Origin of the sequence: Mumia zhuanghuii, assembly GCF_042681565.1 — a bacterium.
Taxonomy (GTDB): Bacteria; Actinomycetota; Actinomycetes; order Propionibacteriales; family Nocardioidaceae; genus Mumia.
Genome location: NZ_JBHUFT010000002.1, coordinates 532,975 through 551,557 on the forward strand (window position 1 = coordinate 532,975; position 18,583 = coordinate 551,557).

Consider the following 18,583-nt stretch of genomic DNA (forward strand, 5'->3'; position numbering starts at 1 on the left):
CGTCCGCGCTGCGACCGTGAAGAGATGGCGAGGCAGGAGCCGACGGCGTACGACAGCCGCACCGACCGCTCGTTCTTCGGGCACCCGCGGCCGCTCGCGACGCTGTTCGGCGTGGAGATGTGGGAGCGCTTCTCGTTCTATGGGATGCAGGGCATCCTCGCGATCTATCTCTACTACTCCGCGTCGAGGGGCGGGCTCGGCCTCGACGAGGGCGCGGCGACGAGCATCGTGGGCGCGTACGGCGGCATGGTCTACCTGTCGACGATCCTCGCCGCCTGGCTGGCCGACCGGCTCCTCGGTGAGGAGCGGGTGCTGTTCTTCAGCGCGATCGTCATCGTCGTCGGGCATCTGTCGCTCGCGGTGATCCCCGGCCTGGCCGGGGTCGGCGTCGGGCTCGTGTGCATCGCCCTCGGCAGCGGCGGCGTGAAGGCCAACGCCACGTCGATGGTCGGTTCGCTGTACGACGCGGGCGATCCGCGGCGCGACGGCGGCTTCTCGCTGTTCTACCTCGGGATCAACCTCGGCGCGTTCCTCGGGCCGCTGCTGACCGGACTCGCGCAGACCGAGCTCGGCTTCCACTACGGCTTCGGGCTCGCCGCGATCGGCATGACGATCGGCCTCGTCCAGTACGCGATGGGGCGTCACCGCATCCCCGCCGAGACGCGGGTCGCGTCAAACCCTCTCCCGCGCGCCCAGTACATGCGCTGGGTCGTCGTCGGTGCCTGCACCGTCGTGGTGATCGCTGGGGCTGCCCTGGCCGGGCTGCTCACGGCCGACAACCTGTCCGACGTCGTCGTCTGGGTGGTGCTGGCCTCGTCGGTCGCCTACTTCGCGGTGATCCTCTCCAGCCGCCGCATCACCTCGGTGGAGCGCTCGCGGGTGGTCGCGTTCATCCCGCTCTTCGTCACGAGCGCCGCGTTCTGGGCGCTCTACCAGCAGCAGTTCACGGTGGTCCCCATTTATGCGGACAAACAGCTCGACCGGGACATCCTCGGGTGGGAGATGCCTGTCTCCTGGGTCAACGCGATCAACCCCGTCTACATCATCGTGCTCGCCGGCGTCTTTGCCGCGCTGTGGACCAAGCTCGGCACCCGGCAGCCGTCGACGCCGTTGAAGTTCGCCGGGGGAGCGATCGTGATGGGCACCGGCTTCCTGCTGTTCCTGCCCTTCGCGAACGCCGCGCCGAGCTCGGTGCCGCTGACGTCGATGGTGGTGATCCTGCTCGTGTTCACCGTCGCCGAGCTGCTCATCTCCCCGGTCGGCCTGTCGGCGTCGACCAAGCTCGCCCCGCAGGCGTTCCAGACGCAGATGGTGGCGCTGTTCTTCCTCTCGGTCTCGCTCGGCAGTGCGTTGTCGGGGACGCTGGCGAAGCAGTACACGCGCCTGTTCGACGCGGGGCAGGAGGGCCGCTACTTCGGGATCCTCGGGGCGGTCGCGATCGCCATCGGGCTGGCGCTGGCGCTGATCAGCCCGTGGGTGCTCAAGCAGATGCGCGGGGTGCGCTGACCGGCTCGACGAGGAAGGCCCGACCCTCGCCCTGGACCCGGGTGAGGATCACGGTCGCGGTCACCGATCCGGTGAGCCTCAGGCGCTTCACCAGTACCTCGGGGACCACGGAGACGCCGCGCTTCTTGATGGTCAGCGTACCGACGTCGTGTGCCCGCAACGCGGCGCGCAGCTGCTTCTCGCGGTACGGCAGCTCCTCGAGGACGCGGAACGCGCGGGCGTACGGAGTCACGACAAGGGTCGCGCTGGAAACGTACGCGATGTGCGGGTCGACGAGCCAACCGCCGGTGAGTGCGGCGACCGCGGTGACGAGCCCGGCCCGGATCACCGCGTCGTCCGGCTCGTACCACCACTCGCCGGGCTCGCCCGCGGGCGTGTCCTCGGGGGCGTCCTCGTCGGTGAGCGTGGCCGTTCCTTGCGGGCCCAGCAGCGTCGGGTTCAGCACGGTCGCGCGCCGCCTGGCGCCGGCGAACGCCCGCCCCCACAGGCAGGCCTCCACGAGGTCGCCACGCTCGCTGACCCACTCCGCCTCGACACCGTCCGGGACGAGGTCGTGCGCGATCCCCGGGAGCACCTTGGCGACACCGTGCCCGGCCAGCAGCGACTCGACGAACGGCCAGGGCGGGGTGAACGCCTGCGGGTCGAACGTCCGCCCTCGGCCGTCGCGGCGCGCAGGGTCGACAAAGGCCACGTCGTACGAGGCGGTGTCGACCGTGGTCGCATCCACGAGCTCGACCGTCCCGCGCAGGCCGAGCACGGCGAGGTTCTTGCGGGCCATCGCCGCGCGGACCGGGTCGAGCTCGACGCCGTGCACGTGCAGTCCCGCCCGGGCGAAGGAGACCAGGTCGGCCCCGATGCCGCATCCGAGGTCGACCAGCGTGCGCGGGCCGAGCGTCTGCAGCCGGTCTGCCCGGTGGGCCGAGACGGCGGCGCGGGTGGCCTGCTCGAGGGCGTCCGGCGTGAAGTACATCGATGCCGCCTCCGCGCCGAGCTTGGACGCGGCACGTCGGCGCAGCGCGACCTGCCCGATCGCGGCGGCGACCAGCTCGGGAGGATGCCCGGCTGCTCGCAGCCGTGTCCCGAGGGTGAGGTCGTCGACGCGCCCGTACGACTCGGCCGCCTCGTGGAGCACCCGCTGCCCCTGCGCGCCGAGGAGCAGTTCGAACGTCGCGAGCTCCATTGCCCCAGTCTGGCAGCGGCACTGATTGGCACTCTGCTTGACCGAGTGCTAGCCCCGTCCTACGGTGGGGGTTAGCACTCTCGTATCCTGGGTGCTAACGGTGCAGCGGCGCACGATCCCCGCGACGGCGTGCGTGCAAGCACCGCGCAGGACCACATTCCCAGTCATGTCGTACGGGTGAACAACCGCGTACGGGGTCACACCGAAAGGGGAGGTCGACAAGTGTCGGTCACCATCAAGCCGCTCGAGGACCGTATCGTCGTCAAGATTCTCGAGGCGGAGCAGACCACCGCATCTGGTCTGGTCATCCCGGACACCGCCAAGGAGAAGCCCACTGAGGGCAAGGTCCTGGCTGTCGGTCCGGGCCGCTTCAACGAGGACGGCGACGAGCGCATCCCCGTCGACGTCAAGGTCGACGACGTCGTCGTCTTCAGCAAGTACGGCGGCACCGAGGTCAAGTACGACGGCCAGGAGTTTCTGATCCTGTCGGCGCGTGACGTCCTCGCGGTCATCGAGAAGTAACGACCTCGCTCGCCCCGGCGGCCTCGCGCTGTTGGGGCGGGCCTGCTCGTCCGCCGCACACGGGCCCGGCTCCGGGCCCGACACACACCAGAAGGATCCCTATGCCCAAGATTCTTGAGTTCGACGAGAATGCTCGTCGGTCGCTCGAGCGTGGCGTCGACATCCTGGCCGACACCGTCAAGGTGACGCTCGGTCCGAAGGGCCGCTACGTCGTGCTCGACTCGAAGTGGGGCGCGCCGACGATCACCAACGACGGTGTCACCGTCGCGCGTGAGGTCGAGCTCGACGACCCCTTCGAGAACCTCGGCGCCCAGCTCGCCAAGGAAGTCGCCACCAAGACCAACGACATCGCCGGCGACGGCACCACCACGGCGACCGTGCTCGCCCAGGCGATGGTCCACGAGGGCCTGCGCGCCGTGGCCGCCGGCACCAACCCGATGGCGCTCAAGCGCGGTATCGACAAGGCCGTCGAGGCCGTCTCGGAGAAGCTCCTCGAGCTCGCCCGCGACGTCGACGACAAGCAGGACATGGCGCACGTCGCCAACATCTCCGCGCGTGACGCCCACATCGGCGGGCTCATCGCGGACGCCTTCGACAAGGTCGGCAAGGACGGTGTCATCACCGTCGAGGAGTCCAACACCATGGGCACCGACCTCGAGTTCACCGAGGGCATGCAGTTCGACAAGGGCTACCTTTCGCCCTACATGGTGACCGACACCGAGCGCATGGAGGCCGTCCTTGACGAGCCCTACATCCTCGTCAACCAGGGCAAGATCTCGGCCATCGCCGACCTCCTGCCGCTGCTGGAGAAGGTCGTCCAGGCGGGCAAGGCGCTGCTGATCATCGCCGAGGACGTCGACGGCGAGGCGCTCTCGACCCTGGTCGTCAACAAGATCCGCGGCACGTTCACCTCGGTTGCCGTCAAGGCTCCGGCCTTCGGTGACCGCCGCAAGGCGATGCTGCAGGACATCGCGGTCCTCACGGGTGCGCAGGTCGTCACCCCGGACCTCGGCCTCAAGCTCGACCAGATCGGGCTCGAGGACCTCGGCACCGCCCGTCGCGTCGTCATCACCAAGGACGCCACGACGATCATCGACGGCGCTGGCAAGGACGACGAGGTCGCGGCGCGCGTCAACCAGATCAAGGCCGAGATCGAGTCGACCGACTCCGACTGGGATCGCGAGAAGCTCCAGGAGCGCCTCGCGAAGCTCGCCGGCGGCGTCTGCGTCATCCAGGTGGGTGCCGCGACCGAGGTCGAGCTCAAGGAGAAGAAGCACCGCATCGAGGACGCGGTCTCCGCGACCCGTGCGGCGATCGAGGAGGGCATCGTCGCCGGCGGCGGCTCGGCTCTCGTCACCGCCGTGTCGGTCCTCGAGGGCGACCTCGGTCTGACGGGCGACGAGGCCGTCGGCGTGTCGATCGTCCGCAAGTCGGCCGTCGAGCCGCTGCGCTGGATCGCCGAGAACGGCGGCGAGAACGGCTACGTCGTGGTCGCCAAGGTCCGCGAGAGCGGCCAGGGCTACAACGCGGCGACCGGCGAGTACGGCGACCTGGTGGCCCAGGGCGTCCTCGACCCGGTCAAGGTCACCCGCTCGGCGCTGGCCAACGCCGGGTCGATCGCGGCGATGCTCCTGACGACCGAGACCCTGGTCGTCGAGAAGCCCGCCGACGACGAGCACGGCACAGGCGCTCACTCGCACTGACGTCGTTCGCGCCGCCAGCTGCGGCACGAGTCACTGGACGGCCCGCCCCTCTCCCGGGGCGGGCCGTCCGTCGTTCTGGCGCGTCGGTTCTGGCGTGTCGCGGGCGGACGTGGGACGGTATGTCCTGGCGCAGCTCGGGCGCCGTCCTGGCCCTCGGACCCGTCTCACCCCTGCCCGACCTGGAGGACGACCCCCGATGCTCCCCAGCCACCTCGCCGGCGAGGCTGACCTGACCGATCTCGCGCACCGTGCGATCGGCGACAGCGACGTCATGGATGCGTTGATGCGAGACGTCCGTACGGTCTCGCACCGCTACTGTCGCGCCCGCCTGTCGGGCTATCGCGACGGAGGGCAGCTGGCCGACGACGTCGCGCAGGAGATCTGCATCGCCGTCTTCCAGGCACTTCCGACGTTCGAGGACCACGGTGTCCCGTTCGAGGCGTTCGTGTACGCGATCGGCAGCCGCAAGGTTGCCGACGCGCAGCGCAGCGCGTACCGGTCGCGGCACATCTTCGTCGAGGTCGTCCCCGACCTCGGCGACACCGCGGCGTCGGCCGAGAGCGAGGTCCTCGACCGGTTCGAAGCGAAGGACGTGCTCGACCTCCTCGACTCGCTGCCCGAGCGTCTCCGCGAGGTGCTGGTCCTCCGCGTCGCGATGGGCCTGAGCGCGGCCGATGTCGGCATGACCATGGGTATGACGGCCGGCGCTGTCCGGATCGCTCAGCACCGCGCGCTCCAGCGGCTGCGTGCGCTGCACCGGGCCCGTGAGATCACGCGAGGGGAGGTGCGTGCATGAGCGGCATTTATGACCCCGTCGCACACGACGACGAGCTGCTCGACGCGCTGATCGCGGGCGATGTCCCGGACGACCCCGTCTTCGAGGCGCTGGCGTCGTGGCGAGCGGTCCTGCTCGACGACGCGGCTGCGACGCCGACGACCTCGAAGGAGGCTCTTCCGGCGCCCGTCCCGCTGCGCGCCGGCCGCTCGCACCGTCGCCATGTCGCCCCTGTCGCGGCCCGCCACACGCGTCGGGCCGCGACGATGGGCACGGCTGCTGCCGTGCTGCTGTCGATGGGGGTCAGCCAGGCGGTCGCCGGCAACCCCGTCGCGCCGCTGCAGTTCGTCGTCGAGCGGGCCGTAGGTCTGGGCGAGGGGCTTGCCGACCCGAACGCCAGTGACGCGCGGGCTCCGCGTACGCCTCCGGCCACCGCTGCGCCGACGTCGCCGGAGATGGTCGCCGGGCGTGCCGACGCGGACGCGCTCGCGAGCCGGTCCGTCTCCGGCGAGCAGCTCGCGAGCGACGAGTCGCGCGCAGACGGTGGCGACCGCGACGAGAAGGAGCCGCAGGACAGGCGTCCGTCCGACGGGCCTCCTGCGCCCCCGGGCACGCCGCCGACCGCATCGCCCACGCCGGCCCCTCCCTGGACGCCCGACCCGAGAGAGCCGCGCGGCGAAGAGTCCGACCGCGATCGCGACGACCACGACGATGACCGGGGCCGTGGCGGCGACGACCGCGACGACGACCGTGACGACCGCACGAGCGATCGCGACCGGCCCTGGTGGCTCTCCGGCCTGTGGGGCTCGGAGGTCGAGACTCGGGGGTGACCGGCGCCGCACGACGTGGCGGGAAGTCTTGAGACGCAGTCGGCGTTGGAGTGCGCACGGAGGTCCTCGTTAGGATGGGGACGTCGGCGCGCAAGGAAGGGCCTCATGGATCTCAACGCGGCAGGTGTACCCGAGAAGTTCGCACCGCTGGGTCTCACGTACGACGATGTCCTCCTCCTGCCAGGGGAGACCGACGTCATCCCCAGCGAGGTGGACACCCGTGCACGGCTGACTCGTGGCATCGAGCTCAACATCCCGCTGATCTCTGCGGCGATGGACACCGTCACCGAGGCGCGGATGGCGATCGCGATGGCCCGCGAGGGCGGCATCGGGATCCTCCACCGCAACCTGTCCGTCGAGGACCAGGCCTACCAGGTCGATCTCGTCAAGCGGACCCAGACCGGCGTCATCTCCAACCCGATCACGATCACCCCCAAGGCGACGCTGGAGGAGCTCGACGAGATCTGCGGCGAGTACCGCGTCTCGGGGCTCCCGGTGGTCGACGGCGACGACAAGCTCCTGGGCATCGTTACCAACCGCGACCTTCGCTTCGTCCCGGTCGCCGAGTGGTCCAAGAAGACCGTCGGCGAGGTCATGACGACGATGCCGCTGATCACCGGCCCGGTCGACATCGACCGTGAGGACGCCGCCGAGCTGCTGCGCGCCCACAAGAAGGAGCGCCTCCCGCTCGTCGACGAGACCGGCCACCTGCGCGGCCTCATCACGGTCAAGGACTTCGTGAAGTCCGAGCAGTTCCCTCATGCGAGCAAGGACGCCCAGGGGCGTCTGCTCGTCGGTGCGGCCGTCGGCTTCTTCGGTGACTCCTGGGACCGCGCGACCGCACTCGTCGAGGCGGGCGTCGACGTGCTCGTCGTCGACACGGCCCACGGGCACGCCAGGGCACTGCTCGAGATGATCCAGCGGCTCAAGGCGGACCCGGCCACCTCCCACGTCCAGATCATCGGCGGCAACGTCGCCACGTACGCCGGCGCCAAGGCACTGGTCGACGCGGGCGTCGACGCGGTCAAGGTCGGCGTCGGCCCGGGCTCGATCTGCACGACGCGGGTCGTGGCGGGCGTCGGTGTGCCGCAGGTGACCGCGATCTACGAGGCCTCGCGTGCGACCAAGCCGGCGGGCGTGCCGCTCATCGGCGACGGCGGCCTTCAATACTCCGGCGACATCGCCAAGGCGCTCGTCGCCGGTGCCGACACGGTGATGGTCGGCTCGTTGCTCGCCGGCACCGAGGAGAGCCCCGGTGAGCTGATCTTCGTCAACGGCAAGCAGTACAAGTCCTACCGCGGCATGGGCTCGCTCGGCGCGATGTCCTCGCGCGGCAAGAAGTCCTACTCCCGGGACCGCTACTTCCAGGCCGACGTCACCAGCGACGACCAGCTCGTTCCCGAGGGCATCGAGGGGCAGGTCGCCTACCGCGGCATGCTCGGTGCCGTCGTCCGCCAGCTCGTCGGCGGTCTCCACCAGTCGATGTTCTACGTGGGTTCGCGGACCATCCCCGAGCTCCAGGAGCGCGGCCAGTTCGTCCGGATCACGGCGGCCGGTCTCAAGGAGAGCCACCCGCACGACATCCAGATGACGGTCGAGGCGCCCAACTACGCACGCTTCTGACCGCCCGTACGGGGTCGGACGGCCGCGGGTGGCCTCACTAGACTGCGGTCATGGACATCGAGATCGGCGCCGCCAAGCGCGGCCGCAGGGCGTACGCGTTCGACGACATCGCGATTGTGCCGAGCCGCCGTACCCGTGACCCCGAAGAGGTCTCGACGGCGTGGCAGATCGACGCGTACCGGTTCGAGATCCCGGTCGTCGCGGCGCCGATGGACTCGGTCATGTCGCCGGAGACCGCGATCATGCTCGGCAAGCTCGGTGGCCTCGGCGTCATCGACCTCGAGGGCCTGTGGACGCGCTACGACGACCCGGTCCCGCTCCTCGAGGAGGTGGCGACCCTCGAGCCGCGCGAGGCGACGGTGCGGCTCCAGCGCATCTACGAGGAGCCGATCAAGGCCGAGCTGATCCACGAGCGGCTCAAGCAGATCCGCGACGCGGGCGTGACCGTCGCCGGCGCGCTCTCGCCGCAGCGGACGAAGCAGTTCGCGCAGACGGTCGTCGACTCGGGAGTCGACCTGTTCGTCATCCGCGGCACGACCGTGTCGGCCGAGCACGTCTCCGGCCAGACCGAGCCGCTGAACCTCAAGGAGTTCATCTACGAGCTCGACATCCCCGTGATCGTCGGCGGCTGCGCCACGCACCAGGCGGCCCTGCACCTCATGCGGACGGGTGCTGCGGGCGTGCTCGTCGGCTTCGGCGGGGGAGCGGCACACACGACCCGTCAGGTGCTCGGCGTCGCGGTCCCGATGGCGAGCGCGGTGGCCGACGTCGCCGCGGCGCGTCGTGACTACCTCGACGAGTCCGGCGGCCGCTATGTGCACGTCATCGCCGACGGCTCGGTCGGACACAGCGGCGACCTCGCCAAGGCGATCGCCTGCGGCGCGGACGCGGTGATGGTCGGCTCGCCGTTCGCACGGGCCGCTGAGGCTCCCGGGCGAGGGTTCCACTGGGGTGCCGAGGCGTGGCACTCCGACCTTCCGCGCGGGCAGCGCATCGATCTCGGGACGGTCGGGTCGTTCGAGTCGGTCCTGTTCGGCCCGTCGACGGCGCCTGACGGCACGATGAACCTCATCGGCGCGCTGCGCCGGGCGATGGCGACGACCGGCTACACGGAGCTCAAGGAGTTCCAGCGCGTCGAGGTCGTCGTCCAGTAGCGCCTGCTCGGCGGCACGGCGGCTCGGCGTGACACCCCGCCGGGTCGGCGCTTGGATGTGAGTCATGAGCGACGACGCGGACGAGGCACGCAGGGCGGCCGAGGAGGCCGCGGCGTACACGTTCGCGCAGCCGGCGGTGATCCTCGGCGCCCTCGTCGAGGATGGCGAGGCGCGGCCGCAGGCGCAGGTGCGGATCCCTGTCGCGATGCTCAACCGCCACGGCCTCGTCGCGGGCGCCACCGGTACGGGCAAGACGAAGACGCTGCAGGTGCTCGCCGAGCAGATCGCGGCCCACGGCGTCCCGGTGTTCGCCGCCGACATCAAGGGCGACCTCTCCGGCATCGCCGTCGCCGGGACGCCGAGCGAGGCGCTGTCGGCTCGTACGGAGAGCATCGGGCAGGACTGGGAGCCGGCCGCGACCCGTACGGAGTTCTTCAGCCTCGGCGGGGCCGGGACCGGAGTCCCGATCCGCGCGACCGTCGAGGAGTTCGGGCCGACCCTGCTCGCGAAGGTCCTCGAGCTCAACGCGACGCAGGAGTCCTCGCTCGGCCTGGTCTTCCACTACGCCCACAAGCACGGGCGCCCCCTCGTCCGCCTGGAGGATCTGCGCGCCGTCGTCCAGCACCTCACCAGCGCGGAGGGCAAGGCCGACCTCGCCGAGCTCGGCGGGCTGTCGAAGGCCACCGCCGGGGTGATCCTGCGCGAGCTGGTCGCCTTCGCCGACGCCGGTGCGGACGGCTTCTTCGGGCAGCCGTCGATCGCGGTGTCGGACTTCCTCCGTCCGGCCGACGACGGCACCGGGATCGTGTCGCTGCTGGAGGTGCCGGGGGTCGCAGACAAGCCGGAGCTGTTCTCGACGTTCCTGATGTACCTGCTCACGCGGCTGTTCTCCGAGCTGCCCGAGGTCGGCGACACCGACAAGCCCAAGCTGGTGTTCTTCTTCGACGAGGCGCACCTGCTGTTCAAGGACGCCTCTGACGACTTCCTGGACACTGTCGTCCAAACCGTACGGCTCATCCGTTCGCGCGGTGTGGGTGTCTTCTTCGTGACGCAGACCCCGAAGGACGTCCCCGGTGACGTCCTCGCCCAGCTCGGCTCCCGCGTCCAGCACCAGCTGCGTGCCCACACGCCGGCCGACGCCAAGGCGCTCAAGGCGACGGTCACGACCTATCCGACCTCCTCGTACGACCTCGCGGAGGTCCTCACGCAGCTCGCGACAGGCGAGGCGGTCGTGACGGTCATGAACGAGAAGGGTGCGCCGTCGCCGGTGGCCTGGACACGGGTCCGGGCGCCTCAGGGGTCGATGGAGCCGATGCCCGCCGAGGCGATGGCAGCGGCGGTCGCGGCCTCGCCGCTGCAGGCGCGCTACGGGACGGAGGTGCCGGCGCCGGAGAAGACGCCCGAGAAGCCGCCGGAGATGTCGGCCGAGGAGGCTCGGACGGGGGAGCCGGGGGAGGTCTACCCGGACGGCTGGGACGAGAAGCCGAAGCGTCGCAAGTCGCGCAGCACCTCACGGACGACTCGGATGTCGCCGCTGGACCGCGCCGTCGGGGAGGCGAGCCGCACGTTCGCGAGGGAAGTCGCGAAACGTATCTTCGGCAGGCGCTGACCCATTGCGCGGCGGCCGCGTCCAGCGATGCGACACCCCCGGTGACGCACCGGTTACCGGGGGGTAGCCATCGCGTGTCACCCGCTCTACAGTGGCCGCATGTCACGCCGCGATCCCCGCGCCTCGTCGCCCGGTGCGCTCCCTGCCGACCCCGAGCACGACCCCAGAGCCGCGTTCGCGCTCGACCCTGCACAGGTGCGCAGGCTGACCGCCCAGCTGCGGGCGACCTCGGGCAGCTCGGAGACCACGTACGCGCCGTTCACCGGCCAGCCGATCGCGACGCTGCCCCTGTCAGACGAGGGCGATGTGGCGGATGCGTTCGCCGCGGCCCGGGCCGCCCAGAAGATGTGGTCGCGCACCGAGCTCGCGCACCGCTCGGCGCTGCTCCTCGATCTGCACGACGCGGTGCTCGACAACGCCGACAGCCTCATGGACCTCGTCCAGTGGGAGTCAGGCAAGGCCCGCAGGCACGCGCACGACGAGGTGCTCCACGTCGCCCTGACCGCGCGCTACTACGCACGGACGCTCGATCGCCACCTGCGGACGCGACGTGTGCCCGGCGTCTACCCGCTGCTCACCCAGGCGCGGATCAACCACGTCCCCAAGGGCGTCGTCGGCATCATCTCCCCGTGGAACTATCCGCTGACGCTGGCGATCTCGGACGGCCTCCCCGCGATCGGCGCCGGCAACGCCGTCGTCCACAAGCCCGACAGCCAAACGCCGCTGTCCGCGCTCGCGGTGATCGACCTGCTGCGTGAGGTCGGGTTCCCGGCGAGCCTCTGGCAGGTGCTGTACGGCCCGGGGCCCCAGATTGGGGGCGCGATCATCGACCACGCCGACTACGTGTGCTTCACCGGCTCGACCGCCACCGGCAAGAAGGTTGCCGCCCAAGCCGCGGAGCGTCTCGTCTCGTGCTCGCTCGAGCTCGGCGGCAAGAACGCGATGCTCGTGCTCGCCGACGCCCAGATCGACCGTGCTGTCGAGGGCGCCGTCCGTGGGGCCTACTCGTCGGCCGGGCAGCTGTGCGTGTCGATCGAGCGGCTGTTCGTCGCCGACGCGATCTACGACAGGTTCATCGCCAAGCTGGTCAAGCGGATCGAGCGGATGAAGCTGTCGGCGGCCATCGGCTACGACGGAGACATGGGGTCGCTGGTCTCGCAGCGCCAGCTCGACACCGTGACGGCGCACGTCGCCGACGCGGTGAGCAAGGGCGCCCACGTCCTCGCCGGTGGGCGGCCACGGCCCGAGGTCGGCCCATACTTCTTCGAGCCGACGCTCCTCGAGGGCGTCAACCCGTCGATGGAGTGCTTCGCCGAGGAGACCTTCGGCCCGGTCGTGTCGGTCTACCGCTTCGGCAGCGAGAGCGAGGCGGTCGAGCGCGCCAACGCCGGGTCGTACGGTCTCAACGCCTCGATCTTCACCCGTGACGTCGCCCGCGCGCGTGAGCTGGCCCGCCAGATCAAGGCCGGCACCGTCAACATCAACGAGGGCTTCGCGGCGACGTTCGGCACGATCGACGCGCCGATGGGCGGCATGCGCGAGTCGGGCATCGGACGGCGTCACGGTGCCGAGGGCATCCTCCGCTACACCGAGACGCAGTCGGTTGCCAACCAGCGGCTCCTCCCGCTCACGGTCCCGCGCTTCGTCAGCGACGCGACCTACCAGAAGGCGGTGACGGCAGCGCTGCGGCTGCTGAAGAAGACCGGCCGGGCTTGAGCCCACCGGGGTGGACCTCGCACCGACTACGCTCCTGCGAGTACGTCCCTCCCCCGAAAGTGAGTCATGGCCGACCGCATCGCCGTCGACACCGATGTCCTGAACGAGGCGGGCCGCGGCCTGCGTAGGACGTACGAAGGCTTCGAGCAGACCAACGCGTGGTCGCGGCCTGACCGCGAGACCATCGCGCACAACTCGCTTCGCGACAGGCTCGAGGAGTTCGCCGACAACTGGGACGACAAACGCGAAGACATGATGGAGGCCATCAAGGGGCTCGGTGAGGCGGCGGAGGCTGCTGCCGAGGCCTTCGAGAACCTCGAGGACGAGTTCGTCAAGGCTCTGGAAGGCAAGTGATGGGACGCCGCAAAGACTGGTCGCCGCTGAGGGACAGCGATCCGACGCCCGGTGACCCGTACGACGTCCGCAAGCTTGCCGCCGACCTGCGCGGCACCGCCGACGCGATCGACGCGGCGGTGAAGGCGCTCGACAAGATCCACGACTCGGCGACCGCCTGGGAGAGTGACTCCGGCCGCGAGTTCAAGGAGAAGACGCGCGAGACCTCGGACACGATCAAGAAGGCCTACGAGCGCTACGACAAGGTGTCGAGTGCGCTCTCGACGTATGCGACGACGCTCGACACCTTGCAGGACGAGGCCGACGCCGTCATGACGCGGGCGATCACCGTCCAGGCCGAGATCGACGACGCCGAGCGTCGTGTGGACACGGCAGGGGAGGACGAGCAGAGCACGGCCGACAAAGACCTGCAGGCCGCCGAGGACAAGCTTGGACCGCTGCGCACCCAGCTCGAGGAGATCCACGGCGACTGGGACCGGGCCGGCAACACCGCCAAGAACTCGATCGACGAGGTCCTCGGCTCCGACGGTCTCAAGGACTCGACCTGGGACAACGTCGCCGGCTTCCTCAAGGGCCTGGCCGACATCATGGGCACGCTCTCCGCGATCTTGGGCGTGCTGGCGGCGATCTGTGCGGTGATCCCGTTCCTCCAACCGTTCGCTGCGCTGTTCGGCGCCCTCGCCCTCCTCACGGGCCTCGTGTCGTTGTTGGCGAACGTCGCCCTCCTCGCTGGCGGCAAGGGGTCCTGGGAGAACGTCATCTGGGACGCCGTCGGTGTGCTCAGCTTCGGCGCCGGCCGTGCGTTCACCTCCGCGAGCCGCTCGCTCGTGGCGGCGGCGCGGGGGCTCGCGAAGCCGGCCTACATCAAGTCGCTGCGGACGGCAGGTGTCTCGGCACGCAGCGCGAACCGCCAGGCGAGCCGCCTGCGCGTCACGCAGGGCGGACGCGAGGCGAAGGTGCTGGGCCGTCAGTTCGAGAACGGCCAGCTCAGCTGGAAGCCGAGAGCGTCCGACTGGAAGCAGGTCTTCTCCAACCCGTTCAAGGATGTCGCGAACCTGAAGTTCGCCAACTACGGCCTTCCCCGGGACATCGCCGCGCTTCCGCTGGTCTCGAGCGCGCTGCGCCAGTCGCGATACGTCGCCGCCGGTGCGTATGGCGTGGGTGCGATCGGCAGTATGGCCGACCTCAAGCAGATCAACGAATCGTTCGGCGGCCAGCCCAGCCCGGTCGAACGCTGACGTGGGGATTGAACCGAACGAGCGGCACCGTCCTGCCCTCCTCACGCTCGACTGCGCGCCTTGGGCCGCGTCCACGTGGCTGGAGGCAGCGCCGGGTCGGCTGATCGTACGCCGCGGGCGTCGGCGCCAGGTGCTCGACGTGTCGGGGTGCACACTGCGCGCGGTTCCCGGGGGTCCGCGAGGGGGTCGCGGGACGCTGACGGTTCTGGTCGCGTCCGACGGTGAGGTCCGGGCTGCACTCGACCACCGTGACTGGGAGGTGCTCCCCACGGACGCGGCGGCGCTGACGAAGCGGCTCGCGCAGGTGCGGACGGGTTTGGCTGAGGCACTGGGCATCCGTGTCTCGACGAAGGGATGGCGAGGAGACATCGGTGCTGTCCTCGATCGGGCCGATCGCCGAGGCGCCCGTACTGCCCTCGCCGTACAGCTCACGCTGGCGGTGGTGGCGGCCGTGTCCGTCGTCATGGCCGTCGTGCACGGCGCCGGAGGCGTGGCTGTCGTCGGTGCGCTCGCGTACCTCCTCCTGCTCGCGCTCGCCTACCGTCCGCGTCGGCGGCGGCCACCGCGGAGTCGGCGTGAGTGGGTGGTCGGTGGCCTGTTGACGCCGCAGGTGAGCGGGGTCGACGGCGGGGACCGGTTGTATGTCTGGGACCCGGTCGCCGGTCTCGCCGGCCACCTCAGGCTCGATCGACGCGCCCGCGTCGTCGTGCACCGTGGGGGTCTCCAGGTCGTGAGGCAGGGCCAGGTGCTGCTCGATGTGCCGACCGCGCAGTGGAGCGCCGAGGGGGTCGCGGAGCTGCGTGAGCGTTTGTCGGCATCACTGGCCGTCGAGGACGGCAAGCCGGTGACCGTCCTGCGTGGGCCGCCGCACGAAGTCGGGCCGTCGCGTCCCCCGCGCCCGTACGAGGCGGGGATGGCAGCGGTGCTCGGGGTGGGCCTGGCCGTGCTCACTCCAGGGCTGTACGCAGGACTACTTTTCGGCGCTGCGGCCGCAGGCGCAGCGCTTCTCGGGCTGTGGTGGGCCCAGGTCGGACGAACGAGGAGCACGACATGACTGACGACCAGCCGAAGGTGCCGCGCGACTTCACCTTCGTCCTGCCCGACGACTGGGCTCGGATCCGGATCGCCGAGCGCGACCGTAAGGCCGACATCGACCGTGTCGTCGAGCTGGTCACCGCGCAGCGGTCGGACCGTGACTCGCTGGCGCCGCAGATCCGGCGCCAGCTCGAGGACGTGACCGAGCGTCTCGACGCCGGGGCCGTCGAGATCTATCTGTCGCTGACGGCGCCGCAGGGCTATCCGATCGCCTGCTCGATGACGGTGACGCTGAGTCCGGAGGCCCCGCCGGGTGTCAGCGCCGAGGACGTGCTCGGCGGGTTCCTGATGCTGGGCGGTCCTGACGCCCAGCGCTCTGCCGGCTCGCACCTGGGGCACCCCTGCGCACGCGTCGCGCGGCAGGTCCCGGCGACTGTCGAGGGGACGCGCTTCGACACGCTCGTCGTCCAGCACGCGTTCGTCATCCCGGGCACGACCGAGTTCGTGCTGCTGGACTTCTCCACGCCCCTGCTTCCGCTCGCCGAGCCCATGTCGGCGCTGTTCGACGCCGTGGCCCGTTCTTTCACCTGGGTATGGTGAGCGCCGTGGGATCACGCGACTTCATCTACTACGTGGACTTTCCCGACGACGGCTGGGTGACACCGCCCGAGCCTGACGAGACGATCGCCGCCTGGGCCGACGACGTCGTCCGCGACCTCCGTGCGAAGGAAGGGACGGCGGTCGCGCTCGGATCCCAGCTGCGCAGCTACGGTCAGTCGTACCGTGAGCTCGAGGCCGAGACGGGTGCCCTCTGGATCCCCCAGGTCGACGACGGGGTGCTCGCGACGCTGTGGGCCGACGTGCTCGTGGCCGAGCCTGCGGCGGCGACGATCGAGGCTGTCCTCGAGGCCGAGCGTGCGCGGGCGGCGGCGATGGCCGTCGGTGAGGACCAGCCGTCCGTCGAGGTCGTCGAGCTGCCCGCCGGACCGGCTGTACGGACGCGCATGCTCGAGCTCGGGGGTCATGGCCTCGCGGGCAGTGCTTCCCTGGCGGAGCGGGTGAGCCACCTCATCGTCCCGACACCGGCTGTCCACGACGAGGGGCGGCCCGCGATCGTCCGGCACGTCGTCGGGTGGGTGCTGCTCGAGCACGGCGACGACCTGGCCGAGCTCGCCGACGACTGCGCGACGCTGGTCGAGATCGAGCGTCTCTGAGTCGCTCTGCCGACGGGGTCAGAAGATATGACATCACTGATGAAGTATTTGTTACCCAGGGGTAGCGAGAGCGTGACCGGAGTCATACGCTGACGCTGTGAACCACGATGCGGCCCCCCAGCACTACGACGTCCTCGTGATCGGATCCGGCTTCGGCGGGAGTGTCACGGCCCTGCGACTCACCGAGAAGGGCTACCGCGTCGGGGTCCTCGAGGCAGGGGCGCGGTTCCGCGACGAGGACTTCGCGGCGAGCTCGTGGGACCTCAAGCGCTATCTGTTCGCGCCCGAGGTCGGGTGCTACGGGATCCAGCGGATCAACCTCCTCAAGGACGTGATGATCATGTCCGGGGCGGGTGTCGGCGGTGGCTCCCTCGTGTACGCCAACACGCTGTACGAGCCGTTCGACCCGTTCTACCGCGACAACGCGTGGGGCCACATCACCGACTGGAAGGCCGAGCTCGCTCCGTACTACGACCAGGCCAAGCGGATGCTGGGCGTCACCACGTACCCGGGGATGACGCCGGCGGACGAGGTGATGCGCGAGGTCGCAGAGGACATGGGTGTCGGAGACACGTTCCACGCGACGCCGGTCGGCGTGTTTTTTGGCGGTCCTGGGGAGACGGCGGACGACCCGTACTTCGGTGGCGTGGGTCCCTCACGTACAGGCTGCACGCACTGCGGCGAGTGCATGACGGGGTGCCGTCACAACGCCAAGAACACGCTCGTCAAGAACTACCTCTACCTCGCTGAGCAGGCTGGGGCGCGCATCCACGCGCTCACGACGGTGACGCAGGTAACGCCGCGCGGTGGTGGAGGATACGCCGTCGACACGCGTCGTACGGACCGTCGACGCAAGGTCGCGCGGCGCTTCACGGCCGACCAGGTCGTCTTTGCCGCAGGTTCGCTCGGCACCCAGAAGCTCTTGCACCGGATGCGCTCCGAGGGCGTGCTCCCACGGATCTCTGACCGCCTCGGCGTGCTCACCCGCACCAACTCCGAGTCGCTCCTCGGCGCGATCGCCGGCAACCGCGACGTCGACTTCTCCGAGGGCGTCGCGATCACCTCGTCGTTCCATCCCGACGAGGTCACGCACATCGAGCCGGTCCGCTACGGCAAGGGCTCCAACGCGATGGCGATGCTCCAGACCGTGCTCACCGACGGCGACGGTCCGCGCCCGCGGTGGCAGACGTGGCTCAAGGAGCTGTGGGTGCAGAAGCGCAACGTGCGCGGGCTGTACGACTTCAAGCACTGGTCGGAGCGGGTGATCATCATGCTGGTCATGCAGTCGGTGGACAACTCGATCACCACGTACACGAAGAAGAACCCGTTCACCGGGCGGCTTCGACTCACCTCCAAGCAGGGGCAGGGCGAGCCGAACCCGTCGTGGATCCCCAAGGCCAACGAGGCCGTGCGCCGCACCGCCGAGAAGATCGACGGGACGGCCGGCGGCACGCTCGGCGAGCCGTTCAACATCCCGCTGACCGCGCACTTCATCGGCGGCTGCGCGATCGGCGACTCCGCCGAGACCGGCGTCATCGACCCGTACCACCGTCTCTACGGGTACGACGGCCTGCACGTCGTCGACGGCGCCGCGATCTCGGCGAACCTCGGGGTCAACCCTTCGCTGACGATCACCGCCCAGGCGGAGCGGGCCATGGCGTTGTGGCCGAACCGCGGCGAGACCGACACCAGGCCCGCGGTCGGTGCCGGATATGCGCGGATGGACGCCGTGGCGCCGAAGAACCCAGTCGTGCCTGACGACGCGCCCGCCGCGCTGCGCCTGCCCATCGTCGGCATCAGCTGACCCCGCGCCCGCCGGTTGAGCCTGTCGAAACCGCGTGCCGTCGCCCGCCGGTTGAGCCTGTCGAAACCGCGCCGCCGCCCGTTGGTTGAGCCTGTCGAAACCGCGTGCCGCCCGTTGGTTGAGCTTGTCGAAACCGCGCCGCCCGTTGGTTGAGCTTGTCGAAACCGCGTGCCGCCCGTTGGTTGAGCTTGTCGAAACCGCGCCGCCGCCCGCCGGTTGAGCTTGTCGAAACCGCGCCGCCGCCCGCCGGTTGAGCTTGTCGAAACCGCGTGCCGCCCGTTGGTTGAGCTTGTCGAAACCGCGCCGCCCGTTGGTTGAGC

16 protein-coding genes are annotated in these 18,583 nt (G+C 70.1%); 15 read left to right on the forward strand and 1 reads right to left on the reverse strand.

Translation table 11 applies throughout. The features are described 5' to 3' along the window. The first annotated feature begins 24 nt into the window (after positions 1–24). A complete protein-coding gene (locus ACFSDF_RS05725) occupies positions 25–1,506 on the forward strand; it encodes a peptide MFS transporter (RefSeq protein WP_377156609.1) in 1,482 nt (493 codons plus the stop codon). On the opposite strand, the gene ACFSDF_RS05730 is transcribed toward ACFSDF_RS05725, so the two are convergent. Next, positions 1,481–2,686, reverse strand: a complete 1,206-nt coding sequence (locus ACFSDF_RS05730; protein WP_167251649.1) for a class I SAM-dependent methyltransferase — start codon at positions 2,684–2,686, stop codon at positions 1,481–1,483. The two genes, ACFSDF_RS05725 and ACFSDF_RS05730, sit on opposite strands and share 26 nt — an antisense overlap. 222 nt (positions 2,687–2,908) lie before the next feature. Here ACFSDF_RS05730 and groES point away from each other — a divergent pair, with 222 nt between their 5' ends. From groES to ACFSDF_RS05800, 14 genes are all read left to right on the forward strand, one after another. Further along, the gene (gene groES / locus ACFSDF_RS05735) at positions 2,909–3,208 is read left to right on the forward strand and encodes a co-chaperone GroES (RefSeq protein ID WP_167005546.1); all 300 of its coding nucleotides are present in this window, start codon (positions 2,909–2,911) and stop codon (positions 3,206–3,208) included. 101 nt (positions 3,209–3,309) lie between these two features. After that, the gene (gene groL / locus ACFSDF_RS05740; RefSeq protein WP_167251650.1) at positions 3,310–4,911 is read left to right on the forward strand and encodes a chaperonin GroEL; all 1,602 of its coding nucleotides are present in this window, start codon (positions 3,310–3,312) and stop codon (positions 4,909–4,911) included. Between the two features lie 196 nt (positions 4,912–5,107). After that, positions 5,108–5,707 carry a sigma-70 family RNA polymerase sigma factor gene (locus tag ACFSDF_RS05745; RefSeq protein ID WP_182397109.1) on the forward strand — a complete coding sequence of 200 codons (600 nt, stop codon included), beginning with the start codon at positions 5,108–5,110 and terminating at the stop codon, positions 5,705–5,707. Continuing rightward, complete coding sequence (locus tag ACFSDF_RS05750; RefSeq protein ID WP_377156612.1) at positions 5,704–6,516, forward strand: hypothetical protein; 813 nt, start codon at positions 5,704–5,706, stop codon at positions 6,514–6,516. The genes ACFSDF_RS05745 and ACFSDF_RS05750 overlap by 4 nt, the downstream gene beginning before the upstream one ends. A 105-nt stretch (positions 6,517–6,621) precedes the next feature. Beyond that, complete coding sequence (guaB, locus tag ACFSDF_RS05755) at positions 6,622–8,139, forward strand: IMP dehydrogenase (protein ID WP_167005539.1); 1,518 nt, start codon at positions 6,622–6,624, stop codon at positions 8,137–8,139. 50 nt (positions 8,140–8,189) lie between these two features. Beyond that, on the forward strand, positions 8,190–9,293 hold the full coding sequence (locus tag ACFSDF_RS05760; protein WP_167005536.1) for a GuaB3 family IMP dehydrogenase-related protein: 1,104 nt from the start codon (positions 8,190–8,192) through the stop codon (positions 9,291–9,293). A gap of 64 nt (positions 9,294–9,357) precedes the next feature. After that, a complete protein-coding gene (locus tag ACFSDF_RS05765; protein ID WP_377156615.1) occupies positions 9,358–10,902 on the forward strand; it encodes a helicase HerA-like domain-containing protein in 1,545 nt (514 codons plus the stop codon). Positions 10,903–11,001: 99 nt separating this feature from the next. Continuing rightward, positions 11,002–12,618 carry a succinic semialdehyde dehydrogenase gene (locus ACFSDF_RS05770; protein WP_167005530.1) on the forward strand — a complete coding sequence of 539 codons (1,617 nt, stop codon included), beginning with the start codon at positions 11,002–11,004 and terminating at the stop codon, positions 12,616–12,618. A gap of 66 nt (positions 12,619–12,684) precedes the next feature. Continuing rightward, positions 12,685–12,972 carry a hypothetical protein gene (locus ACFSDF_RS05775; RefSeq protein ID WP_167005528.1) on the forward strand — a complete coding sequence of 96 codons (288 nt, stop codon included), beginning with the start codon at positions 12,685–12,687 and terminating at the stop codon, positions 12,970–12,972. Further along, positions 12,972–14,210, forward strand: coding sequence for a WXG100-like domain-containing protein (locus ACFSDF_RS05780; protein ID WP_167005526.1), 1,239 nt, complete (start codon positions 12,972–12,974; stop codon positions 14,208–14,210). The genes ACFSDF_RS05775 and ACFSDF_RS05780 overlap by 1 nt, the downstream gene beginning before the upstream one ends. A 1-nt stretch (position 14,211) precedes the next feature. Next, positions 14,212–15,264 (forward strand): hypothetical protein, encoded by a 1,053-nt coding sequence (locus ACFSDF_RS05785; protein ID WP_167005524.1) that lies wholly within the window; start codon positions 14,212–14,214, stop codon positions 15,262–15,264. Then, entirely contained in the window at positions 15,261–15,845 is a 585-nt protein-coding gene (locus ACFSDF_RS05790) for a hypothetical protein (protein WP_167005521.1), read from the forward strand. Before ACFSDF_RS05785 ends, ACFSDF_RS05790 begins: the two co-directional genes overlap by 4 nt. Positions 15,846–15,850: 5 nt before the next feature. Then, on the forward strand, positions 15,851–16,459 hold the full coding sequence (locus tag ACFSDF_RS05795) for a hypothetical protein (RefSeq protein WP_167005519.1): 609 nt from the start codon (positions 15,851–15,853) through the stop codon (positions 16,457–16,459). A gap of 97 nt (positions 16,460–16,556) precedes the next feature. Continuing rightward, positions 16,557–18,263, forward strand: a complete 1,707-nt coding sequence (locus ACFSDF_RS05800; RefSeq protein WP_377156618.1) for a GMC family oxidoreductase N-terminal domain-containing protein — start codon at positions 16,557–16,559, stop codon at positions 18,261–18,263. Positions 18,264–18,583: the final 320 nt, after the last annotated feature.